Raw genomic sequence first — 23,322 nt, 5'->3', positions numbered from 1 at the left:
AGCAACCCGGCGCGGGCGGGGACGGAGACGGGAACGGCGCCGGGGGCGGCGGCGGGGGCGACAAGCCCAAGCCGAAGCCGGTCGACCCGTTCGCCAAGGTCCTGCTGCGCAACGGGACCACGCAGAAGTGCGCCGCCCCGAAGGAGGAGGGCGGCAAGGCGGGGGGCAGAGCCGCCCAGTTCCCCTGCGACGGCGGCAACAGCGGGCAGCTGTGGGATCTGGAGACGGTGTTCGCGGGCAAGGGACCGAACAGCGCCAACCTGGTCCAGATCCGCAACACCATGGACGGACTCTGCCTGGACCTGCCCGAGACGGGCGCGGCCCCCGCCACCGCGCCGATCACGGAGGCGCCCTGCACCCGCAAGATGGACGACAACCAGCTGTGGTGGGTGGACAAGCGGCCGAACACCAACGGGCTCCACTGGATCCGCAACTACGCCAGCAACCAGCTCTGCCTTGACGTCGCGGGCTACGCCTCCAAGGGCGAGGACAGGGCGGACGGCACCAACCTCACCCTCTTCGACTGCTCGGACGACGACGACCAGACGTGGTTCATCGTCAAGCCGGACGCGGCGCCCCAGGGCTGAGCCCCGCCGAAGGGTACGCCGCCGAAGGATGGGGGGCCGCTCACCATCTGATGTCGTCCAGCACCAGGCGGCCCGCCTTCCGGTACTCCCGCCGCGCCCCGGCCAGCAGATCGGCGCTGGTCACGGGCTCGCCACGGCCCGCCGCCGCGTACGCCGCGGTCACCACCGCGCTGCGGATGGAGCCGCCCGCCAGCTCGAAGTCGCGGGCGCACGGGCCCGGGTCGATGCCGTCCTCGCACGGCACATGGGCCAGGCTGTGCCGCCACAGGGCGAGCCGCTGCCCGGGGTCGGGGAACGGGAAGTCGACCACCGTGTCCAGCCGCCGGGTGAAGGCGTCGTCGATATTGGCCCGCAGGTTGGTGGTGAGCAGGGCGATGCCGTCGAACGCCTCCAGCCGCTGGAGGAGGTAGGCGCTCTCCAGGTTGGCGTAGCGGTCGTGGGAGTCGTTGACCTCGGAGCGCTTGCCGAAGACCGCGTCCGCCTCGTCGAAGAGCAGGACCGCGTCGGTGCGGTCGGCCTCGGTGAAGATGCGCTCCAGGTTCTTCTCGGTCTCGCCGACGTACTTGTCGACGACCGAGGACAGCTGGACGACGTACAGATCCAGGCCCAGGTCGGCGGCGACCACCTCGGCGGACATCGTCTTGCCGGTGCCGGACTCCCCGGCGAACAGCGCCAGGACGCCACGGCCCCGTCCGCCGCCCGCGCTCAGCCGCCAGTCGCCCAGCACCCGTTCGCGGTAGCGGGCGCGCAGCGACAGCTCGTGCAGCTGGCCCAGCGGCTCGGCGGGCAGCACCAGATCGTCCCAGCCGACATCGGGCCGGATGCGGCGGGCGTGGTTCTCAAGACCGGAGGCGGAGTGCTGACGCGCCGCGCGCCGCAGATGGTCCGGGGTCAGCGGGGTGCCCTCGAAGGCGGCCAGCTTCCGCGCGGACCGGGCGGCCCGGCGGATGCGCTCACCGCCGAGCCGGTACGGGGCGACGGTCACCGCCAGGTCGAACCCGGGGTCGTCCCTCCCGCCGAGGCCGAGCGCGGCCGACCAGGCGTCCACGCCGCCCGAGGGCAGCCGGTCCACCTCCAGCAGCAGCGGATCGCGGTCGCACCACTGCGGGTCGTACGGCCGCGCCCCGATGAACAGCACCGGTACGTCGGGTACGGACAGCGCCTGGATCAGCGGGCCCGGCCGGTCGGGCAGTTCGGACACGACGATGCCGCAGCCGCGCAGCCGCGCCTCGCGCAGCAGCTCCCGCACCGGGCCCTGGGGGGTGGCGCGATCCCGCTCGGCGGCGTGGTCGTCCGGCCCTTCCCCGGCGCCCGCGTGCCCGGCGGGCCCCGGGGTGTAGTGCAACGCGCCGTATCCGGCGGCCCGCAGCGCGGTGGTGGCGCACGACACCCCGTCGCCCTCCCGCTGTTCGCGCAGGTAGACGGTGAGGGGTGCCGTGCCGAGGTGTTCGGCGAGCCGCTGGGCGAGCGGCCCGCCGTCGTCTTCACCGCCGCCCTCGTGGGCCGCTGACGCGTCTGCGGAGCGGAGGTGTCCGTCGAGCGCGGGGGCCGGGGTCTCGTCGCCCAGCAGATGGGCGATCAGCCGGTCCGGGACGCGCAACGAGCGGCTGAGGAAGGGGCGCTCTGGCTCCTCGACGACCAGCAGGCCGAGTTCGGCCAGCGGCGCCGTGGGATGGAAACGGGCCCGGGCCGTGGGATGGGCCGCGGGCAGACCGCAGACGTCGAGCACCAGCCCCACCGTGGCGCGCCGACGGCTGACGTCGTCGTTGAGGTACCCGTACAGCGGCTCGAATCCCCGGTCGAGGTCGGGGGCGAGGGCGATGAGCAGGGCGGCGGTGTCCAGCTCAGTGAGGCCGAGGCGGAGGGCGAGCCGGTGCAGCCGGTCGCCGTCGAGCGGCGCCTCGTCACCGGAGCCGTCGCCATATCCGTCGACGGGGCCCGCCGGTGCGGCGCCGTTTTCCGGCCCGCTGGCGGACCGCAGCAGATGGTGGCGTACGGCGTCGTCGGACAGGTAGAGGCCGCGCAGCGGGTCGGCCGCGGTGGGGTCGCCCGCGCTGCGCCGCTCGACCAGGGCGGCGGTCCGCTCCCGCAGCCGGGCGAGCCGGGCGAGCAGCGCGCCCGCCGGGTCGTCGGACGGGGTCTCGTACGGCGGCGTGGCGCTGTCGGTCACCGGCCGCGTGCTCCCGTGGTCGTCGCGTCGAGGTGGCGCGGCTGGGTCATCCGCTCGCCGTCCTCGGCGCCGTCGATCTCGCGGGCGCGCACCAGCGTGCCCTCGGTGACGGGCGGCCCGGCGTCGTAGTCGGGGTAGGCCGGGAACGGCACGGTGACCACGAGATCGATCGAGGGCTTGAGCGTGCCGCCGAGCGCGGACCAGATCTCGGCCAGCGACCGGGCCTCGGTCTGCACCCCGGCGACCGTGAGCGGCACGCTCAGGCCCAGTTCCGCGAGCGGCCCCGGCAGAATGCTCGGTGGCAGCAGCTCCTGGGGCATCAGCGTGGCCAGCGCGGCGGACAGCAGCCGGTGTTCGTCCTCGGGCCGCTTCGTCCACGCGGTGAGCAGGTACGAGAGCCGGAACCAGCGCGGCGGACGGCGGCGGCGCACCACGATCCCCTGTCCGTCGCGGACGGCGGCCGCGCCGCGTTCGCGCCGTTTGACGTCCTCCCGGATGTCGTACAGATAACAGTCCAGGGCCGGGGCGTTGCGCCGGGCCGACCATTCCTTGGTCGGCGCGTCGAAGGCGATCTCGATATCACTTCCGGCTAGTGCGCCGCCCCGCAGCAGCGTCCGCAGCAGTGCGTCGACTTCGTGAATCACGAGATGTACCCCTCGCGCAGAGCATAGGCCACGGCGTGTGCGCGATTGCGCAGATCCAGTCGGGTGGTCAGACCTTGCATGATGTTCTTGACGGTCCGTTCCGAATAGGACAACTTACTAGCAATTTCCCCAGTCCCCATTCCGTCCGCGACCAGCCGCAGGACGTCGATCTCGCGCGGGGCGAGGCCGGAGGGGGGCTGGGCGGCGGGGTGGCCCGAGGTGCCCGGTCGTAAGCTTCCGACCTGGCTGATCAGCCGCCCCAGCAGGTCGGAGGGCAGGTCACCGTCGCCGTGAAAGGCCGCGGTCACGGCCCGGAGCAGCCGCCCGCCGGTGGCCTCGTGCCGCCAGACGATGGCGCCGACGCCGCATTCGATGACGTCCAGCAGCTCCGCCTCCCGGATCAGGCTCACCACCAGCACGGGGTGCAGCCCCTCGCTCCGGACGAGCCTGCGCAGCTGGGAGAGGAGGGCCTGATCGGGGGACTCGGCGAGCAGCACGGCCACGCCGTCGCCGTTCGCGGCCACCTCGTCGACGAGGTCGACTTCCGGGTGCTGCCGCAGCTGGCTGATCGCTCCTTCCCGTGAGATCGGATCCGGCGCGTGCACCACGACCGGAATCTTTTTCTCGGGTTTCGCGATCACCGATTGGAAAGTTCCGCGCACTTTTCCTCCCCTGCCGCCCCGATGGTACGACAGCTCCCGATAACAGCCGCACGGGCGGAATCCTTTCTACCACTTTCATATTGGTCACCCCCGGCCGCGACGCGGGCGAAATTGTGCCCAGAAAAGTGTCCTGAAAAGTGCCCGGTTTATTGCTCACTTGGTGCTCACCACAGGATGAGCACCTGGGGCGGCGACCCATGAAGCGCCGCTACTCTCCTCACCCGGGCAAGTGTTCGGAGTGCGCTGGAGCACGTCGGCCAGGGAGGGTCATGACTCACCGTGACAGCAACTCACCCGGAAGCCTGGGTGAGCACTTACGCGCGGCACGGCAGCGTGCCTTCGTCGGGCGCGACCGCGAATTGGCCCGATTCCGCTCCGCGCTCGACGGCCCCGCGGACGCGTTCACTGTGCTCTTCCTCACCGGCCCCGGCGGTATCGGCAAGTCGTCGCTGCTGCGGCGCTTCGCCGACGAGGGACATGCCACCGGGCTGACGGTGGTCGAGCTGGACGGGCGCGACGGCGAATGCAGCCCCTCGGCGTTCGAGGCGGACGCGGCCGGGGTGTTCACCGCCGACCGGCCGGTGCTGCTGGTGGACACGTTCGAGGAATACCGGTCGCTCGAGGGCTGGTTACGGGACCGCTTCCTGCCCCGGCTGCCACTGGGCTCGGTGGTGGTCCTCGCCGGACGGCAGCCGCCCTCGGACCACTGGCGGACCGACCCCGGCTGGGCCGGGATCCTGCGGGTCGTCAGCCTGCCGGAGCTGCCCCGGGACGAGGCCGTCGCCCTGCTCTCGGCGCGCGGGGTGCCGCCGGAGCGGCAGTCCGGTGTCCTCTCCTTCGCGGGCGGCAATCCCCTGGCCCTGTCGCTGGCCGCCGAGGTGGCCCGTGGCGGCGACGACGAGAACGACGGCGGAGGTGCCTGGTCACCGGCCCAGGACGTGATCGGCACGCTGGTGTCCCGGCTGGTCGGCGAGGTGCCCTCGGCGGCCCACCGGCACGCCCTGGAGATCTGCGCCCACGCGCACATGACCACCGAGGAGTTGCTGCGGGCCACTCTGCCCGAGGCCGACGCGGGGGACCTGCCCGAGGCCGACGCGGGAGCCCTGTTCGCCTGGCTGCGCGGGCTGCCGTTCATCGAGGCCGGGCCCTGCGGGATCTTCCCGCACGATGTGGTGCGCGAGACCCTGGACGCCGATCTGCGCTGGCGTGACCCGCGGCGCTACCGGGAGATGCACGGCCGGATCCTCAGCCATCTCGTCGCGCAGGTGCGGCGGGCCCGCGATGGCTCCGGCCCCACTGACGGTTCCGGCTCCGTGGCGGGCCCGGCCCTGCGCGGTCTGTCGGCCGCGGTGCTCTACCTCCAGCGCGACGGCTTCGGCAGCAACTGGTTCGGCAGCGCCCGGCCGCACGAGGTGTACGAGGACGCCCTGCGGCCCGGCGACCGCGACGCCGTGCTGGAACTGGCCGCCAAGGAAGGCCCCGAGGAGAACGTGGCCATCGTCCGCCACTGGCTCGACCGGCAGCCCGGGTCCTTCCACGTCTACCGGCGCGCGGTCACCGGCGAGACGGTCGGCTTCATGTCCTGGCTGCGGCTCACCGAGGCCACGGCGGCAGACCAGGACGCCGATCCCGTCGTCGCGGCGGCCTGGGCGCATGCGCGCCGGACGGCCCCGCCGGGGGCCGGAGAGCACCTGGGAATCGCCCGGTTCACGGTGCGCGCCGACCCCAATCCCTCCCCCGCCGGGGACCTCATGAGCGCGCGGATCATGGCCGAGGTCCTCACCGGTGAGGGGCTGACCTGGGCGCTCGTGGTGATGGACGACTTCGAGACGTACCAGCGGTCCTCATTCGTGGCCAATTTGGACGCGCCGCCCCTGGTCCGGGTCGGCGGCCGGCTCTACGGGCTCTTCGGCCACGACCACCGAAAGGTGTCACCCGACGCCTTCCTCCAGCAGACGATGCGGCTGGACCCCGCCCCCGGCGACGCGCCCGCGCCACCTGCCGCCGAGGCCCCGGCGGGCGTCCGGGAGCCGCTGCCCCGGGCCGAGTTCGACGCGGCCGTACGGAGCGCGCTGCGCTCCTGGCACCGGCCCGACGCGCTGGCGGCCAGCCCCCTCCTGCGCACCGGGCTGGTGGCCGCCGACGCGGCCGACCCCGTCGAGGAGCTGCGGGACGTCCTGGCGGAGGCGGCCGGGAAACTGCGCGCGGACCGGCTGGGCGAAAAGCTCCACCGGGCGGTCGCCATGACGTTCTTCGAAGGCGCCCCGACCCAGGAGGCCGCGGCGATACGGCTCGGCGTGCCGTTCAGTACGTACCGCCGCCACCTCACCCGCGGCCTCGCCCGGGTCTGCGAACTGCTCTGGCACCGCTAGGGCATCTTTCCTCAGCGCATGGCCACTCAGCGGGTGACCAGCACGCTCACCCCCAGGGTGCCCTGGTTGTCGTCCAGGCAGGTGTCGCCGTCGTTGATGCGCAGCTCCAGGGTGCCCGCGCGGGCGGCCCGGAAGCTCCACTCGCGCTCGACGCGACGGCTCGGCCGCGTCTTGGGGTTGCCGGAGAAGCGGCCCAGGAGGGCGCCGAAGGGGGCGGCGGAGTCGACCTTGCAGCCCCAGGCGCCCCGCAGCGATTCGTCCTCGGCGGTGCTGTGGCCGGACGGCCCGGCCCCGGACAGCAGGTTGGAGTCCACCGTCCAGACGCCGGTGGCGTAGCGCACCGTCACCGTGTCGCCGCGACGGATCGGGGTCCGGGTCGCGCGCTGCCAGCCCTCGGCCGCCTGGACGCTCGCCTTCGTCGTCGTGGTGACGGGAGCGGCCGGGGTGGGGGTCCGGGCGGCCGCCGGGGCGTCGTCCCCGCCGAACGGGGGCGCGCCCGTCACGACCAGGAAGACGCCGGTGACCAGGGCGGACACGGCCCCCGCCGCAACCGGCCACCACCACTTCACCGTGCGACGCCGGGGCGGTGGGGCGGCCGCGCCGTCCACCATGGTCGGCTCCGCGCCGACGAGGGTCGGCGCGGCGCCCGGGGTGCGTATGCCCGTCATCGTCGCCGTGTCCGGCTGGGACTGGGGCACCCATACCGTCGCGGGGTGGGCCTCCCCGGAGGACACCGGGGCGCTCGCGGCGGGCGTCAGAACACCCGCGCCGGGCGCGGCGCCGTCCGCGACCCGCCGCAGCGCGTCGCGCACGGCGTCCGCCGAGGGGCGCCGCTCCGGGGACTTGTCCAGCAGGGCCTCGACGACGGGGCGCAGCGGGCCGACCCGGTCCGGGATGTTCGGGTCCGCGAAGGTGACGGCGTGCAGCGCGGCGGCCTGGGTGGTGCGGTGGAACGGCGCCACCCCGGAGGCGAGGGCGGACAGGGTCGCGCCCAGCGCCCACAGGTCGGACGGCGGGCCGACCTCGTCGGCGGTCAGCCGCTCGGGCGCCATGTAGCCGATGGAGCCGAGGAGTTCACCGGCCGAGGTCAGCGAATCGTCGCCCTCCAGGGCGGCGATGCCGAAGTCGGTGAGGACGGCGCTGCCGTCCGGGCGCAGCAGGATGTTGGCGGGCTTGATGTCGCGGTGCAGCGCCCCGACGGCGTGCACGGCCTCCAGGGCGCTCAGCAGCTGGAGGCCGAGGGCGGCGGTGCGGGGCGGCGACAGGGGCCCGGTGGCCGCGAGGTGGCGGTCGAGGGAGGGGCCGTCGACCAGCTCCATCGTGATCCACAACCGGCCCTCGTACTCGATCAGATCGTGGACGCCGACCACATGCGGGTGGTGCACCCGGGCGATCGTACGAGCCTCCCGCACCGCCCTGCGCAGCCGCCTGTCGTGCTCGTCGCCATCGCTGATGACATGCAACTCCTTGACGGCGACCTCGCGCTCCAGCACCCGGTCCCGGGCACGCCAGACCGTGCCCATACCGCCCCGGCCGAGCCGGTCCAGGAGCAGATAGCGTTCGGCGATCAGCCGTCCTTCTCCGGCGGATCTCACTCGGTCTCCCCTGCTCTCTCCCCCGGCCCCCGCCATCGCGCGGGGAACGATGCGGGCGAGCATAGCCGGACGCCAGGACAGGCCGGGCGGAGCGCATGCGGCAGGTGTTCAATGGACGGCATGGCGGACGACAACGGGTGGCGCGTCGAGCTGAGCGGGGTCCCCGAGACCCTGCTGTGGAACCTGTACATGCGCGCGTACGAGGCGCGCGGACCGCGTCCGGTGCTGGCGGACCCCAAGGCCGTCGAGCTGGCCGACCGCGTCGACTACCCCTTCGAGGAGACCTTCGGCCCGCCGAGCCCGCTGCTCGCGCAGGGGCACGCGCTGCGGGTCCGTACCTTCGACGACGCCGTACGGGACTTCCTCGCCACCCACCCGGACGGCACCGTCGTCGCGCTCGCCGAGGGGCTGGAGACCCAGTACTGGCGGGTGGACAACGGACGGGCCCGCTGGCTGTGCGTCGAGCTGCCGGAGACCGCCGCCGTGCGGCGCGCCCTGCTGCCGGACGGCGAGCGGCGGCGCACCCTCGCCCGGTCGGCGCTCGACCTGTCGTGGCGCGAGGAGGTCGACACCTCGCGCGGGGTGCTGATCACCGCGCAGGGGCTGCTGATGTATCTGCGGCCCACCGAGGTACGGGACGTGATCGCCGGGTGCGCGGAGGGGTTTCCGGGCGGGGCGCTGGTCTTCGACGCGGTGCCGCGCTGGTTCAGCGCGCGCACGCTGCGCGGCGAGCTGCGCACCGCGCGGGGGTACCGGCCGCCGCCCATGCCGTGGGGCATGGACGCGGGTGAGCTGGCGAAGGTCCGTACCGCCCACCCGCGGATCTCCGAGGTGCGGGAGCTGCCGCCGCCGCGCGGGCGGGGGCTGTACCACGGGGCGTTGGTGCCGGTGCTGCGGCGGCTTCCCGGCGTACGGAATCTGCGGCCCACGATGACCGCGATCGCACGCTTCGGCTGAGTGGCTGGATTCCTACCGATCTCTACTGATCACCGAGTCAGTCCATCGCGCATCACCCGGATGAAATTCCCGTGCGTAGTAGCCCATAAGGGGTCATTCCCCACTGGCGTTCGTTGCGCTTATCTCAACACCTCCGTACGGTGTCGGCCATGCGGCAAAAGTTCGACGTCGCGGCACGTGTCCGTCAGGTGATCGACGAAGCGGGCTGCAGCCAGCGGGAGTTCGCGCGGCGCGTGGTGATGGACCCCTCCAAGCTGTCCCGCTCGCTCGGCGGCACCCGCCGTTTCACCGTGGCCGAACTGGCCCGGATCGCCGACGCGGGCCGCGTCGACGCCGGGTGGCTGCTCGGCACCACCGGCCCCGGCGAACCCGCCGCCGACACCCCTGAACCGGCCGCCCGCACCTCTCCCCCCGAGGGCGGGCGGCCCCTCCAGATCGTCCGGGAGACGGTCCGGCTCATCGCCGAGCACGGCTTCCACTCCGTACGCGTCGCCGACATCGCCGCCGCCTGCGACACCAGCACCGCCGCCATCCACTACCACTTCCCCGGCCGCGCCGAATTACTGGAAGCCGCCGTGCGGTGGTGCATGGACGAGGACACCGTGCGCCGTGCCACCCGCCTCGCCGAGGCCGACGACGCCCTGGAGGAGTTGCGCCAGCTCATCGACCTCCAGGTGCCGGACAGCACCCAGCAGCGCGACCAGTGGCTGGTGTGGATGGACCTGTGGTCCGAGGCCGCGCGCTCGACCGCCATCGGGCGGCTGCACGCCGAGTTCTACCGGGAGTGGCGGCGGACGATCGCCGAGGTGATCCGCCGCGGCATTACCCAGGGCGTCTTCCGCGACGTCGACCCCGAGTTCAGCGCGCTGCGGCTCACCGCGCTGATCGACGGATTCGCCACCCAGGTGGTGGCCACCGCGCCCGGCGAGGGCGGTACGAGCGCGGAGCACATGCGCGCCGCCTGCCTCGCGCACCTCGACGCGGAGCTGTTCGCACAGCCCCCTCACCGTCCCGACGAAACCCGTTCATCCCCGTTCCCGTAGCTACGGAGCAGTCGCAGAAGACGGAGAAACGCCATGCCCATGAACGACAGCGTCATCATCACCTGCGCCCTCACCGGGGCCGGTGACACCGTGGGCCGCAGCCCCCACGTCCCCGTCACCCCCGAGCAGATAGCCCGTTCCGCGGTCGAGGCCGCGGAGGCCGGGGCGGCCGTGGTCCACATCCACGTGCGCGACCCCGAGACCGGCGCCCCCTCCCGCGATCCGCGGCTCTACCGCGAGGTCGTGGAGCGGGTGAAGGAGACCGGGACCGACGTCGTCATCAACCTCACCGCGGGCATGGGCGGCGACCTCGTCATCGACCCCGAGGCACCGCTGACCCACCTCCCCGGCACCGACCTGGTCAGCGGCCTGGACCGGCTCCCGCACGTCGAGGACCTGCTGCCCGACATCTGCACCCTGGACTGCGGCTCGCTCAACTTCGGCGACGGCAGCAACCTCTACGTCTCCACCCCCGACATGCTGCGCACCGGCGCGGCGCGCATCCAGGAGCTGGGCGTCCGCCCCGAGCTGGAGATCTTCGACACCGGGCAGCTGTGGTTCGCCAAGCAGCTGCTGGCCGAAGGGCTGCTGGACGACCCGACCGTCTTCCAGCTGTGCATGGGCATCCCGTGGGGCGCCCCCGCCGAGCCGGGCGTCCTCAAGGCGATGGTCGACATCCTGCCCGAGGGCGCGCAGTGGGCCAGCTTCGCGCTGGGCCGCATGCAGATGCCGTGGGTCGCCCAGTCCATCCTGCTCGGCGGCAACGTGCGGGTCGGGCTCGAGGACAACCTCTACCTCAGCCGGGGCGTCAAGGCCACCAACGGCCAGCTGGTCGAGCGCGCCGTCCAGATCACCGAGCTGCTGGGCGCCACCGTCGCCACGCCGGACGAGGCCCGCCAGCGCCTCGGCCTCAAGCCCCGCTCGTAACGCCCTCTCCCCCCCTCTGACGCCTCAGGCCCCTCCTCCCCTAGGACCCCCATGCCCTCACCCCCCTGCGCACCCGACCGTGTCCGCCGCGTCGCCTGTATCGGCGCGGGCGTCATCGGCGGCGGCTGGGTCGCCCACTTCCTCGCCCGCGGCTACGACGTCACCGCCTGGGACCCGGCGCCGGACGCCGAGACCAAGCTGCGCCGCCTCGTCGACGCCGCCTGGCCCGCCCTGGAGCAGATCGGCCTGGCCGAGGGCGCCTCACCGGACCGGCTCACCCTCGCCCCGACCCTCGAAGAGGCCGTCGCCGAGGCGGAGTTCGTCCAGGAGAGCGCCCCCGAGAAGCTGGAGCTGAAGCGGAGCCTGCTGGCCCAGCTGGACACGGCCGCCCCGGCGGGCGTCGTCATCGCGTCCTCCACCTCCGGCTACCCGATGACCGACATGCAGACCGAGGCCACCGACCCCGGCCGCCTCCTCGTCGGCCACCCGTTCAACCCGCCGTACCTGATCCCCCTGGTCGAGGTCGTCGGCGGCGAGAAGACCGACCCGGCCGCCGTGGAATGGGCCTCCGCCTTCTACAAGGCGGCCGCCAAGTCCGTCATCACCATGGACCGCGAACTGCCCGGCTTCATCGCCAACCGCCTCCAGGAGGCGCTGTGGCGCGAGGCCCTGCACATGGTGGCCAGCGGTGAGGCCACCGTGCGGGAGATCGACGACTCGATCACCGAAGGACCCGGCCTGCGCTGGGCCTTCATGGGCCCGTGCCTGACGTTCGCCCTCGCGGGAGGCGAGGGCGGCATGGGGCATATGCTCGATCACTTCGGACCGTCACTGAAATCGCCATGGACGCGTCTCGAAGCCCCTGAGCTGGACGACTCGTTGCGTACGGCCATGGTCGACGGATGTGACGAGGCGGCGGGCGGGCGGAGTATCGCCCAGCTCGTCGCGGAAAGGGACCAGGGCGTGATCAACGTCCTGCGGGCGACCGGCCGGTTGCCCGAGCAGCGCAACGAGGGAGGCGACAAGTGAGCGACCAGCTCCCCCACTACCACCAGACCGTCCGACCGGAATGGATCGACTACAACGGTCATATGAGCGAGGCGTTCTACGTCCTCGTTTTCGGACACAGCACGGACGAGATGATGGTCGAGACCGGTCTCGACTCCGGATACCGGGTGAAGACCGGCTGCTCCCTCTACACCGTCGAGACGCACCTCCGCTATCTCCACGAAGTCGAGGAAGGCGCCGAGCTGACCATCCGCACCCGGGTGCTGGGTGTGGACGAGAAGAAGGTGCGGTTCTCCCACGAGATGTACGTGGGCGACCCGGAGGGCGGCGATCCGGTGGCCACCACCGAACTCCTCGCCCTCCACATCGACCAGAAGGCGGGCGGCTCGGCACCGTTCCCCGAGGAGATCCGCGAGCGGCTCACCTCCCTGGTCGAGAAGGCGCCCGACTGGGCGGGCCGCTCCATAGGCGCCGTCCCCACGGCCGCCTAGGCGCGGCGCACGCAGAGACGAGGGGGTCACCGGCCGTTCGCGGCCCGGTGACCCCCTCGACGCGTCCGGAGCGCGCCGCGCTCGCAGCGACCACGGCGTTCCACGGCATTCCACGGCCAAGCGAGGCAGCGGTCAGAATGGACGGGTGAAGCCCCCGATAGACCCCGCCGACCCGTTGCACCGGGCGCCGTCGCCCGTGCAGGACCTGCACGACGAGTGGTTCGCCAGCCGGGGGCTGGAGTCGCGGCTGAAGCGGGACGATCTCATCCACCCCACCGTCCCCGGCAACAAGTGGCGCAAGCTCACCCCCAATCTGCGCGCCGCCGCCGAGCAGGGCCACACCCGGCTGCTCACCTTCGGCGGGGCCTACTCCCACCACATCCGCGCCGTCGCCGCGGCCGGGGCGGCGTGGGGGTTGTCCACGGTGGGGATCATCCGGGGCGACGAACTCGCCGACGCCCCGCGCAACTGGTCGCTCACCCTCGCCGAGTCGTACGGCATGGAGCTGTCCTTCCTCGACCGGTCCGGCTACCGCCGCACCCTGCGCTCCCTCGACGACCCGCGGACGCTGCGTGAGCTGGAGGCGCGGTGGGGGCGGGCTTACGTCCTGCCGGAGGGCGGTACGAACGTGCTCGCCGCGCGCGGGAGCGCCCGGCTCGTCACGGAACTGCCCGACCTGGGTCCGCGCGACATCGTGTGCTGCGCCGTCGGCACCGGCGGCACCCTCTCCGGTATCGCCGCCGCTCTGCCGGAGGGCGCGCGGGCGGTCGGGTTCGCCGTGCTGAAGGGGGCGGAGGGTTACCTGGAGGACGAGGTGACGGCGCTGCACGGCAGCGGCTGGGGACGGACCTTCCCCAACTGGCACATCGAGCACCGCTGGCACGGCGGCGGATACGGACGGGTCCCGGCCGAGCTGGAGGCGTTCGCGGCCGGGTTCGAGGAGCGGCACGGGGTGCGGGTGGAGCGGCGGTACGTGGCGAAGATGCTGTGGGGCGTCTACGGCCTGGCCGAGGCCGGTGCGCTGCCCCGGGGCAGCCGGGTGACGGCCGTGGTCACCGGCCCGCCGGACCCCGCGGACGCCGGGTAGTGCCCCGCACGTGAGTCGGGGTACGGGACCCGACAGGCGCGCGGTCATTCCTGGGATCTCAGCCGGATGACCGCCACCGCCGCGTGGCGGACCGTGCTCTCCTGGCGCACCTCCACCGTCAGCTCCGGCGCGATCGGCTGGTAGGTGATCCACGCCCCGACCGTGTCGATCGCCGTGGGCGGGTCGGCGGGCGCGGGCTCGGGGGGAAGCTCCCGCAGAGCCGTGGTGAGCTGGGCCCGGACCGCCGGGGAGAGCGGGCCGGAGACGACCGGGGTGTCGTCACCCGGGAGCACCAGCGCCAGCGCGCGGGGGCGGAGGCGGGGGCCGACGACGCCGACGACCATGGCGTCCCGGGTCTCCGAGTGCCGCAGTTTCCGCCAGTGCCGCCCGGACCGGTACGGCTGGTCGGGGCTCTTGATGACCAGCCCCTCGACGCCGATGGCCGGGAACGCCTCGTACCAGGTGGCGGCCAGCTCCGGGTCCATGGTCATCGGGACGGCCTGGAGGGGCGGGCCGTGCGGTTCGAGGAGCGTCGTCAACAGCGCGCGTCGCCGCTCGTACGGCTGGGGGCGCAGGTCGTCCGTACCGCTCGCGAGGAGGTCGAACGCGGCGTAGGAGGCGGGCAGTTGGCGGGCCATCCGCTCCGCGCGGGCCTCGCTCGCGGCGGTGGCGCGCTTCTGGACGGCGGCGAAGTCGGTGCGGCCGCCGACCCACACCACCACCTCCCCGTCGAGCACCGTGCCCACCGGGAGCCGTCGCGCGGCGGCCGCGAGGTCCGGGAACGCGCGGGTCACGATGCGTCCGGAGCGGGCCTGCATCTGCACCTCGTCCGCCAGCCGGAAGATCAGCAGCCGGTGGCCGTCGAACTTCGGCTCGTACGCCAGGCGCCGTCCCGGCGCGGCGACCGGCAGGGTCTGGATGGGCCGGGCCAGCGCCACCGGCACGGGTGGCAGCAGCACGGTCATGAGAGGGCGGGCAGCGGGTGGGCCCGCCCCGGATCGAGGAGCGGGGCGAGCAGGTCGCCGTGGCGGTCGAGACGTTCGGGCAGGTCGTCGATCCGGAAGACCAGCCGCGCGGGGTCGTCGCACGCCTCCACCTCGTCCCAGGTCACGGGCGTGGAGACGGTCGGCTCCCGGCGGGCCCGGGGCGTATAGGGCGCGGCGGTGGTCTTCGCGGCGGCGTTCTGGCTGAAGTCGACGAACACCTTCCCGGGCCGCAGCGAGCGCGTCATCTTCTGGATCGCCAGCCCCGGCAGCGCGGCGGCGGCCTCCGCCGCGAGCCGCCGGGCGTAGTGGGTGACCTGCCGGGACGGGGCCGGTTCCAGCGGGGTCAGCAGATGCAGCCCCTTGGACCCGCTGGTCTTGGCGTACGCGGCCAGCCCGTCCGTACGCAGCCGCTCCCGCAGCCATACGGCGACGGCGCAGCAGTCCACGATCGTGGCGGGCGGGCCGGGGTCGAGGTCGAACACCAGCCGGTCGGCGAGGCCCGCCCCCTCGTCGATCCGCCACATGGGCGCGTGGAACTCCACCACCAGGTTCGCCGCCCACATCAGCGAGGCCAGGTCCTGCACCAGCACCTGCCGCGCGGTCTCCCCCTCATGGCGGCTGACCTCGGCGGTCGTCACCCAGGAGGGGGTGCCGGGCGGCGGATTCTTGGTGAAGAACAGCTGGCCGTCCGGGCCGTCCGGATACCGCAGGAACGCGAGCGGCCGCCCCCGCAGATGGCCCAGCAGGGCGTCCGCCGCGGACGCCAGATAGTGCAGCAGCTCGCCCTTGGTGGTGCCGGTGGCCGGATGGATGACCTTGTCGAGGTTCCTGAGCGCGATCCGTCGCCCCTCCACCTCCGTGATCGGGGACATACGATAAGAATCTCACGAAAGGGATCAAGCATGCGATCTATCTGGAATGGGAACATTTCGTTCGGACTGGTGAGCATCCCGATCAAGATGTATCCGGCGACCGAGGACCACTCGGTGTCCTTCCGGCAGATCCACACCTCCGACGGCGGCCGCATCCGTTACCGCAAGGTCTGCGAGCTGGAGGACAAGCAGGTCGACTCGGAGGAGATCGGCAAGGCGTACGAGGATGCCGACGGTGCCCTGATCCCGATCACCGACGAGGACCTGGCCGCCCTCCCCCTGCCGACCACCCGCGCCCTGGAGATCGAGGCGTTCGTGAACGCCTCGGACATCGATCCACTGCAGATGGGCGACGCCTACTACCTCGGCGCCAACGGTACGGCCGCCGCCAAGCCGTACGCCCTCCTCCGCGAGGCCCTCAAGCGCAGCGAGAAGGTCGCCATCACGAAGTACGCCCACCGCGGGCGCGAGCGGCTCGGGATGCTGCGCGTCGTCGGCGACGCCATCGCCATGCACCGGCTGCTGTGGCCGGACGAGGTCCGTGAACCGGCGGGCGTGGCGCCCAAGGAGAAGGTCACGGTGAAACCGGCCGAGCTGGACCTCGCCGACACCCTCATGGCCACGCTCGGCGAGGTGAACCTGAGCGAGCTGCACGACGAGTACCACGAGGCCCTGGAGGCCCTGGTGGCCGCGAAGGTCTCCGGCGCCACCCCCACCGCCGAACCGGGCGAGCGGCCCACCGGCGCCCAGGTGGTGGACCTGATGGCCGCCCTGAAGGACAGCGTCCGCAGCGCGAAGGAGGCCCGCGGCGAGCCGGCCGAGGAGAAGGCCACGGTCACCGAGCTGAGCGACCGGACACCCGCCAAGAAGACCGCGGCGAAGAAGACCACCGCGAGGAAGACGGCCGAGAAGAAGACGGCGAAGAAGACGACCGCCAAGAAGGCCGCGGCAGCGAAGAAGGCGACCCCCAAGAAGCATCCCGGCAAGCGCGGCGCGTGAACGCCTGACGCTGGGCGAACCACAACGGCGCCTGCCCGGTCGGGCTTCGCCGCCGGGTGCGGCCCGGCGGGCGGCTCGTGCCCACCGAAACCGGGATCACCGGCAGGAAGCGAGGGCGCCCCCACACCGGGCCAACCGGAGCCGGACCGGGGCCCGGGCCACCGGCGGGAGGGGGCAGGGGCGCCAGCGATCAGCTGAAGGCGCCCGCGTGGTCCGCGACCCACGACGCGAACGAACGCGCCGGGCGGCCCGTGATGCGCTCCACCTCGGGGGAGATCGTCTGCGGCCGGTCCACGGTCCCCTCGAAGACCCGCAGCAGCGAGTCCGCGACCTCCGGCGTCATGAAGCCGCCGACCATCTTCTCGCGTGCCACCTCGGCCGGGATCTCCTCGTACCGCAGCGGCCGGCCGATGACCTCGCCGATGACGCGCACCTGGTCGGCGAAGGTCAGCGACTCCGGGCCGGTCAGCTCGGGCGTCTGGCCGAGCAGGTCGTCGGTGAGGAGGGCGCGGGCGGCGACGGCGCCCATGTCGGCCTCGTGGATGGGGGCCATGTGCGCTCCGGCGTGCGCGCCGTACACCACGTCCCCGGCCTTGATCTGGTCCGCCCAGCCCAGGGCGTTCGCGGCGAAGGCGCCCGGCCGGATATGGGTCCACTCCAGGCCCGACTGCCGGACCTGCTCCTCCAGGCCGCGGTGGAGGGCGCCGATCGGGTTGGCCTGCGGGTCGACGTCATCGAGGACGGAGGACGAGGAGAGCATCACGATGCGCCGCAGCCCGCTTTCCTTGGCCCGTTCCAGCAGCTTGTCGGCGCCCAGCTGCCACACCACGGCCGGGTTGAGGAACAGCGCGGAGGCGCCCTCCAGCGGCATGTCCTCGGTGCTGGCCGCCTCGACGCCGTCGGGGAAGCGCGCGGTGCGGGGGTCGCGGGTGAGGGCGCGGACGTCCGCGCCCGCGTCGACCAGCTCCTTCACCACGTGCGCGCCGACGTTTCCGGTGGCTCCGGTTACCACGATCATGACGAATCTCCCCTGACTGTCCTGTGCGGTCAGCTCCAGGTTCATCCAGTCAGATGAAGTTGTCAAACACATAGATGGGTGAGGAAGGACGGTAGTCTGGTGCGGTCGAGCACGGAGGAGTTGACGACATGGAGGGGACGCCGAAGAGGCCCCGCCGCGCCCCCGCGCCCGAGGAGCGCAAGCTGTACCCGGAGCGCTCCCGGCGGCTGCTGCTGGAGGCGGCCCGGGACGAGTTCGCTCAGAAGGGGTTCGCGGGCGCCCGGGTGCAGGACATCGCGGACCGGGCGGGCGTCAACAAGCAGCTGATCGCGTACCACTTCGGTGGCAAGGAAGGGCTGTACCGGGAACTGGGCCGCGAGTGGCTGAAGCGCGAGGAGAGCTTCAACGACCCCGCGATCCCGCTGGACGAGCTGGTGATCCGCTATCTCCGGGAGGCGTTCGCCGACCCGCGGGCGACCCGGTTCAACGCCTGGTGCGGCCTCGACGACGCCGCTCCGGAGGGGGACCCGGAAGACCTGTCCGACCTGCGGCGCCGCCAGGCGGAAGGCGAGATCGCGGAGGACATCGACCCCGCCATGGCGATGCTGCTGTACGTCAGCCTGGTGACGGCGCCGATCGCGCTGCCGCACGCCGTGCGCCAGTTCTTCGACACCGACCCGGAGTCGCCGGAGTTCCGTGAGCATTACGCGGAGCAGGTGCGGAGGGTGGTCCGCCACCTGGCGACGTGAGCGCCGCGCCTCATTCTTGAACACCTTGCTCTTGTATTCGGCGATTTCCTTGGCCTCCGCCAGCCTGTCCGCCCCCTGGAATTTCTGCATATGGGCCGCGATTGATTTGGCGGCCTCGAGCAGATACTCGGCCATTTCCTCCTTATTGACCGCTTCGCGCAGCTCCTCCTCGGCCAGCAGGGTGACATTGCCGTCGATCGTGTTCTTTTGCTCAACACAGGCGATCTCATAGGGCGTGCCCTGCTTCGTGATCCAGCCACTCTCGGAGCCCTTAGCACCCTTGGCCAGGTATTTTTTCTTGATCTTGATCGTAAGGATGTATCCGAACTTGGATTCAGACGCGAACTGTTCGGCTATTTTGCCGTCCGTAGAAAATTCGATCAGACTTGCGGTCCCCTCCCTTTCGCGATTTTGATTCACATATCCTGTGACGTCGTCTTCATCGGGCCTTGTAGCGTGCTCGTCAGGTTCCTGGAGCATCTTCGGGAGGCCGACGAAAGAGCCGCGAATGATCTCTTACTGCATATGTATCCGCTGCGTGGGCGTCACACCGCGCTTGAGAATGACTTCCTGTTCGCTGTCCTCGTCCAGCCCCTTGACGTGATCTTCGCCGCTCAGCTCCGGAGCTTCATCCGCCAGAGCGACCCGCCCCGCCATCCGCTGGACCGTGCCGTGTGAGCCGTTCGCCACCGCGCGCTGGGCGGTGACGGAGGGGGCGGTCGCCTGGCCCGCGGCGTAGGCGTGGCCGTCCTGCTCGGCTGTCTGCTCGGAGCCCTGCCGCGGGTTGGTGACGGTGACTCCGGCGCCGTTGCTGTGGCCGGTCTCGGGTACGCCCTTGAGGTTCTTGTCGACGTGGCTCAGCTCGTGGCCGATCAGCTTCTCGTCGGCGGTCCCGGCGGAGAGGAAGATGTGGTTGCCGATGGTCATGGCCTCGGCGCCCATCGCCGCCGTGGCACGCTGGGCCACCGCGTCGCGGTGGAGGCGGGTGGAGGAGAGCTGGTCGTTCTGGTAGAACGCCCCGGCCTTGGCCACGACCGACGAGGGCAGCGACTCGCCCGACGAGTTCATCGCGGCGGCCACGAGGGCGCTCTGCCCTTGCGGACTGGTGTCCCGTACCCCGTCGTGGACGTGCCCGTCCTCCTCTTCGGCGCGCGCGACGGTGGCGCCGTCCGAGGAACGCTGAACCGGGGGTTCCTGCGCCTGGTGCCCGCATCCGGCACCGTGCTGGTGCTGGTCCCGCGCGCCCGGGTGCCCGGCCCGCCGCAGCATCTCGACCACTGCCTGGTTCCCGGCCTGGCTCTGCTGAGCGAGCATCCGCTGCACGGCCGTTCCGGCGGAGGCGGCCGTCACTCGCGGCCGCCGAGGGGCTCGCCCTTCACCCTTCATGGTGTTCTCGTCACGGGCCAGTCCCATAGGTCTTCCTCCGGGCGATCAAAGGCAAGCCAACCCGCCTCACGCTCGCAGAATGGTGGGCGCCTTCCCAGAGGCGCGGGGGCAGACCCGCGGCCCTATGGGGCAGCGGCACCCACCACGCGCCGCTACTCCGTTACGCCGTCGATCTGGAACGTCTGCACCGACTGCGCGGCGAACGGCACGCTCAGCCGCTTGCCGTCCAGCACGGTGTCCCGGCGCGCCGCGTACAGGTCGCCGCCGCCCGCCGTCTGCGTCGACCAGCGCGGTACGAGCCCGCCCGTACCGCCGCTGACCCGGCCGAACCGCGACAGGTCGAAGGTGAGGGTCTGCGCGGCGCCGGGGTTGACGGCGACGAGCACGAGGCGGCGGGCGCCCGGGTCGTACGCCGCGACCGCGTGGTCCGAGCCGGTGGCCAGGATGCGCATACCGGGGCGGATGTGCCGGGTGAACTGGGCCAGGACGTAGTACTTGGTCTGGACGGCACCCGGCTGCGCGGTGTTCGGGTCGTAGTGGATGAGCGCCCAGCCCGCGCTGGGGTCCATGACCTGCCAATAGCACCACGCGGTGGGGTGCAGCCAGCGGAAGTCCAGGCAGAGGTTGGTGGCGAGGGAGAGGCCGGTGCCGTCCTTGTCGCCGGTCTCGGAGTTCCACAGCTTCTTGCCCGCGGCGCGCACGTCCGCGTACAGCAGGTCGCGGCGGCCGCCGGAGCCCTGGTAGCCGTGCACATTGACCTGGTCGACGAGGGCGCGGGTGGGCGCGTCGAAGGAGCCCCAGGTGGTGCGGGCCAGGTCGTAGCTGGTCTCGTCGGAGGCCGAGATGCGGGCGGCGGTAAGGCCCCGGCGGTCCAGCTCGGTGCGGAGGTGGCCGAGGACGGTGCGCTGCACGCCCGCGTCCATGTGGCAGCCCTCCTGTGTGCCGTCCGCTTTCCACCAGGTGGAGGAGGGTTCGTTGAACGGCTCGACGGTGGCGAACCGGACGCCCCAGTGGTCCTGGGCGTAACGGGCGGTGGTGGCGAGGTAGACGGCGAACTGCCGGTAGTTCCAGGACTGGAGGTTGTTGCCGCCGTCCGCCGCGCCGGAGGGGTTGTGGTTGAGGCACATCCACCACATGGGCGCGTTGGAGAAGAGTTCGGTGACGGCACCGCGCTGGACGGCCTTGGTGAGCGCCGCGCGCTGGGGCGCGTCGGCGGTCCAGCGCCAGGCGGCGGAGGCCGGGTCCTCGCTGGACCAGTCGTGCCAGAAGCCCTCGATCTGCTTGAAGCGCGGGATGTTGGGCGAGACGGCCATGGACTGGCCGCCCACGCTGGTCCAGGCGCAGCCGCCGACGTTGTAGCGGGCGATGTTCAGGCCGAGCCCGGGGAGGGTGGTACCGCCGTACGCGGTGTTCTTGGTGGTGAAGAAGACGTCGGCGAAGTCGTCCCGCTGTCCGAAGAGGTTGGCCCACCAGGCGAGCGAGGTGCCCCAGCCCTCCCAGCCGCCGTAATCGGTGCCCGGGTCGACGGTCACCGCTTCGTCGGCGTGGGCCGTGCCGGTGGTCAGTGCGCTGCCGAGCAGGGTAGCGCTTGCTGCGGTGAGGAGCGTTCTTCGTCGCACCATGTGTCCCTTCTGCCGCTTGGGCCCCCGTGGTGTGAAGCGTCGGGCGCGGAGGGGGAGTTGTCGAGAGGTGTGACAGCGCTTTCTGCCAGGGGGTAGACCGCGCGTAAATCGGTTGCTCCCGGCCCCCCGCCGCACTCAGGATGTCCGCGACATTCCGCCGACACCGCCGCCACGACAGGAGCATGCGATGCGCCGATTCCTCGGAACGACTCAGCGCCCCCACCGGACGACCGTCTTCGAGGACATCACCACGCATGCACCAGACCATCAACATCGGCGTACTCGCCCATGTCGACGCCGGTAAGACCAGCCTCACCGAGCGGCTGCTGTTCGACGCGGGCGTCATCGACCGCCTCGGCAGCGTCGACGCCGGGGACACCCAGACCGACACCGGCGCCATCGAGCGGGAGCGCGGCATCACCGTACGGTCGGCTGTCGCGTCCTTCCGCGCGGGCAACACCCAGGTCAATCTGATCGACACCCCCGGCCACTCCGACTTCATCGCCGAGGTCGAGCGGGCGCTCGGCGTACTGGACGGGGCCGTGCTCGTGCTGTCCGCCGTCGAGGGCGTGCAGGCGCAGACCCGGGTGCTGATGAAGACGCTGCGGCGGCTGCGGCTGCCGGTGCTGCTCTTCGTCAACAAGATCGACCGGGCGGGCGCCCGGCACCCGGAGCTGCTGGCGGACATCCGGCGGCTGCTGGCGCCGCACATCGTGGCCATGACGGACGTAGCGGACCTGGGCACCCGGACCGCGCGCTCCCGGCCGCGGTCGCTCGACGACGTCGGCGTACGCACCGAGATCGCCGAGGCGCTGGCCGAGACCGACGACGCGCTGCTCGCCCGGCTCGTGGACGGCCCGCTCCCCTCCCCCGCCGAGGTGCGCGCGGCGCTGGCCTCGGGGACGGCGGAGGGGCGGGCGCACCCGGTGTACTGCGGTTCGGCGCTGAGCGGGGAGGGCGTCGCGGCCCTCGTCGAGGGCGTCGTACGGTACGTCCCGCCCGCCCCGGCCGACCAGGGCGATACAGCGGCACCCCGGGGAACCGTCTTCGCCGTCGAGCGGACGGCGGGCTCCGCCACGAAGACCGCGTATCTGCGGCTGTTCTCCGGCGAGCTGACCGTACGGCAGCACCTCACCCTGCACCGGCCCGGCGCCCGGCACAGCGGGCAGATCACCGCGCTGGAGGTGGTGGGCCGGGCCAGGGCGCGGGCGCTGACCGCCGGGGAGATCGCGCGGATCAAGGGGCTGCCCGAGGTCCGCGTCGGCGACCGGCTGGGGGATTTCACAAACGACGACAGCCAGCCGCACTTCGCCGCGCCCACCCTCCACACCCTCGTGCGCGCCCGCGAACCCGGCCCCGCGGCCGCCACCCGGCTGCACACCGCGCTGCTCGCCCTCGCCGACCAGGATCCGCTGATCCACGCCCGGGCGATGCCCGGCGGCGCCACGTCGGTGCTGCTGTACGGGGAGGTGCAGAAGCAGATCATCGCGGCGACGCTCGCGCGGGACTACGGCATCGAGGCCGACTTCGAGCCGAGCCGCCCGGTCCTGGTGGAGCGGCCGCTGGGGGTCGGCGAGGCGTGCTACGAGATGGCGCGGCGCGGCCATACGGGGCCGTGGGCGACGGTCGGGCTGCGCGTCGAGCCCGCCGCGACCGGGTCCGGGGCCGGGTTCGGCTACGAGACCGAACTGGGCGCCCTGCCGCGGGCGTTCCACACCGCGATCGAGCAGACCGTGTACGACGCGCTGCGGCAGGGCCCGCGCGGGCGCGCGGTCACGGACTGCCGGGTCACCCTGATCCGCTCGGGGTTCGACGCCCCGATCAGCACCGCCGCCGACTTCCGGGGCGTCACCCCGGGGGTGCTGTGGGAGGCCCTGGAGCGGGCGGGGTGGCGGGTGTACGAGCCGTATCACGCCTTCGAGCTGGAGATTCCGGCCGATGTGCTGGCACCCGTCACCGCCCGGCTCGCCGCGGTCGGGGCGGACATCGCGGAGAGCGCGGGCGGTGGGTCGGGGTGGCTGCTCACCGGGGAGATCCCGGTGCGGTCGGTGCACGAGTTCGAGCACGCGCTGCCGGGCCTGTCGCGGGGCGAGGGGGTGTGGCTCTCCCGCCCCTCCGGCGACCGGCCGCTGCCCGGCGACGCGATTGTCCGGTCAGGGCCCTGATGT

Annotated in this window: 20 protein-coding genes; 11 read left to right on the top strand and 9 right to left on the bottom strand. The window is 72.4% G+C overall.

Annotation, left to right across the window (positions count from 1 at the left end; translation table 11 throughout):
* Positions 1-587 (top strand): RICIN domain-containing protein (locus ACZ6CL_RS29070; protein WP_468940735.1); only part of this gene is annotated, 587 nt, incomplete at its 5' end.
* 40 nt (positions 588-627) lie between these two features.
* Here ACZ6CL_RS29070 and ACZ6CL_RS29065 read toward each other — a convergent pair.
* The 3 genes from ACZ6CL_RS29065 to ACZ6CL_RS29055 are packed head-to-tail and all read right to left on the bottom strand — an operon-like array spanning position 628 to position 4,042.
* Positions 628-2,757 carry an ATP-binding protein gene (locus ACZ6CL_RS29065; RefSeq protein WP_468940732.1) on the bottom strand — a complete coding sequence of 710 codons (2,130 nt, stop codon included), beginning with the start codon at positions 2,755-2,757 and terminating at the stop codon, positions 628-630.
* On the bottom strand, positions 2,754-3,401 hold the full coding sequence (locus tag ACZ6CL_RS29060) for a Pvc16 family protein (protein WP_468940730.1): 648 nt from the start codon (positions 3,399-3,401) through the stop codon (positions 2,754-2,756). The genes ACZ6CL_RS29065 and ACZ6CL_RS29060 overlap by 4 nt, the downstream gene beginning before the upstream one ends.
* On the bottom strand, positions 3,398-4,042 hold the full coding sequence (locus ACZ6CL_RS29055) for a helix-turn-helix transcriptional regulator (protein ID WP_468940727.1): 645 nt from the start codon (positions 4,040-4,042) through the stop codon (positions 3,398-3,400). The genes ACZ6CL_RS29060 and ACZ6CL_RS29055 overlap by 4 nt, the downstream gene beginning before the upstream one ends.
* A gap of 290 nt (positions 4,043-4,332) precedes the next feature.
* Between ACZ6CL_RS29055 and ACZ6CL_RS29050 the strand changes: the two genes are divergently transcribed.
* Positions 4,333-6,435: an AAA family ATPase gene (locus ACZ6CL_RS29050; RefSeq protein ID WP_468940725.1), complete on the top strand. Its 2,103-nt coding sequence runs from the start codon at positions 4,333-4,335 to the stop codon at positions 6,433-6,435.
* Between the two features lie 26 nt (positions 6,436-6,461).
* Here the strand turns inward: ACZ6CL_RS29050 and ACZ6CL_RS29045 are convergent, their stop codons facing one another.
* Positions 6,462-8,030, bottom strand: a complete 1,569-nt coding sequence (locus ACZ6CL_RS29045; RefSeq protein ID WP_468940723.1) for a serine/threonine-protein kinase — start codon at positions 8,028-8,030, stop codon at positions 6,462-6,464.
* Positions 8,031-8,150: 120 nt separating this feature from the next.
* Between ACZ6CL_RS29045 and ACZ6CL_RS29040 the strand changes: the two genes are divergently transcribed.
* From ACZ6CL_RS29040 to ACZ6CL_RS29015, 6 genes are all read left to right on the top strand, one after another.
* Complete coding sequence (locus ACZ6CL_RS29040; RefSeq protein WP_468940721.1) at positions 8,151-8,987, top strand: class I SAM-dependent methyltransferase; 837 nt, start codon at positions 8,151-8,153, stop codon at positions 8,985-8,987.
* A 149-nt stretch (positions 8,988-9,136) separates the two neighbouring features.
* A complete protein-coding gene (locus tag ACZ6CL_RS29035; protein ID WP_468940718.1) occupies positions 9,137-10,030 on the top strand; it encodes a TetR/AcrR family transcriptional regulator in 894 nt (297 codons plus the stop codon).
* Positions 10,031-10,063: 33 nt separating this feature from the next.
* The gene (locus ACZ6CL_RS29030) at positions 10,064-10,957 is read left to right on the top strand and encodes a beta-keto acid cleavage family enzyme (protein WP_468940716.1); all 894 of its coding nucleotides are present in this window, start codon (positions 10,064-10,066) and stop codon (positions 10,955-10,957) included.
* Positions 10,958-11,008: 51 nt separating this feature from the next.
* The gene (locus ACZ6CL_RS29025; protein ID WP_468940714.1) at positions 11,009-11,986 is read left to right on the top strand and encodes a 3-hydroxyacyl-CoA dehydrogenase NAD-binding domain-containing protein; all 978 of its coding nucleotides are present in this window, start codon (positions 11,009-11,011) and stop codon (positions 11,984-11,986) included.
* Positions 11,983-12,456, top strand: a complete 474-nt coding sequence (locus tag ACZ6CL_RS29020) for a thioesterase family protein (RefSeq protein WP_468940711.1) — start codon at positions 11,983-11,985, stop codon at positions 12,454-12,456. The genes ACZ6CL_RS29025 and ACZ6CL_RS29020 overlap by 4 nt, the downstream gene beginning before the upstream one ends.
* Positions 12,457-12,601: 145 nt before the next feature.
* A complete protein-coding gene (locus ACZ6CL_RS29015) occupies positions 12,602-13,543 on the top strand; it encodes a 1-aminocyclopropane-1-carboxylate deaminase/D-cysteine desulfhydrase (RefSeq protein ID WP_468940708.1) in 942 nt (313 codons plus the stop codon).
* 44 nt (positions 13,544-13,587) lie between these two features.
* Here ACZ6CL_RS29015 and ACZ6CL_RS29010 read toward each other — a convergent pair whose 3' ends face one another.
* On the bottom strand, positions 13,588-14,508 hold the full coding sequence (locus ACZ6CL_RS29010; protein WP_468940705.1) for an ATP-dependent DNA ligase: 921 nt from the start codon (positions 14,506-14,508) through the stop codon (positions 13,588-13,590).
* Positions 14,505-15,401, bottom strand: coding sequence for a non-homologous end-joining DNA ligase (ligD, locus tag ACZ6CL_RS29005; RefSeq protein WP_468940702.1), 897 nt, complete (start codon positions 15,399-15,401; stop codon positions 14,505-14,507). The genes ACZ6CL_RS29010 and ligD overlap by 4 nt, the downstream gene beginning before the upstream one ends.
* A gap of 30 nt (positions 15,402-15,431) precedes the next feature.
* Here ligD and ku point away from each other — a divergent pair, with 30 nt between their 5' ends.
* On the top strand, positions 15,432-16,400 hold the full coding sequence (ku, locus tag ACZ6CL_RS29000; RefSeq protein WP_468940699.1) for a non-homologous end joining protein Ku: 969 nt from the start codon (positions 15,432-15,434) through the stop codon (positions 16,398-16,400).
* A 190-nt stretch (positions 16,401-16,590) separates the two neighbouring features.
* Here ku and ACZ6CL_RS28995 read toward each other — a convergent pair whose 3' ends face one another.
* Entirely contained in the window at positions 16,591-17,418 is an 828-nt protein-coding gene (locus tag ACZ6CL_RS28995; RefSeq protein WP_468940697.1) for an NAD(P)H-binding protein, read from the bottom strand.
* A 128-nt stretch (positions 17,419-17,546) separates the two neighbouring features.
* Between ACZ6CL_RS28995 and ACZ6CL_RS28990 the strand changes: the two genes are divergently transcribed.
* Positions 17,547-18,146, top strand: a complete 600-nt coding sequence (locus ACZ6CL_RS28990; protein ID WP_468940694.1) for a TetR/AcrR family transcriptional regulator — start codon at positions 17,547-17,549, stop codon at positions 18,144-18,146.
* A 516-nt stretch (positions 18,147-18,662) separates the two neighbouring features.
* Here ACZ6CL_RS28990 and ACZ6CL_RS28985 read toward each other — a convergent pair.
* Positions 18,663-19,559, bottom strand: coding sequence for an eCIS core domain-containing protein (locus tag ACZ6CL_RS28985; RefSeq protein ID WP_468940691.1), 897 nt, complete (start codon positions 19,557-19,559; stop codon positions 18,663-18,665).
* 125 nt (positions 19,560-19,684) lie between these two features.
* Positions 19,685-21,154: a glycoside hydrolase gene (locus ACZ6CL_RS28980; protein ID WP_468940688.1), complete on the bottom strand. Its 1,470-nt coding sequence runs from the start codon at positions 21,152-21,154 to the stop codon at positions 19,685-19,687.
* A 254-nt stretch (positions 21,155-21,408) separates the two neighbouring features.
* On the opposite strand from ACZ6CL_RS28980, the gene otr(A) reads away from it, so the two are divergent.
* A complete protein-coding gene (gene otr(A), locus ACZ6CL_RS28975) occupies positions 21,409-23,319 on the top strand; it encodes a tetracycline resistance ribosomal protection protein Otr(A) (RefSeq protein WP_468940686.1) in 1,911 nt (636 codons plus the stop codon).
* Positions 23,320-23,322 lie beyond the last annotated feature (3 nt).

This window comes from Streptomyces sp. NPDC041200 (genome assembly GCF_055591805.1).
The sequence above is the reverse complement of the archived record's forward strand: the minus strand, read 5'-3'. Positions and strand labels throughout refer to the sequence as shown.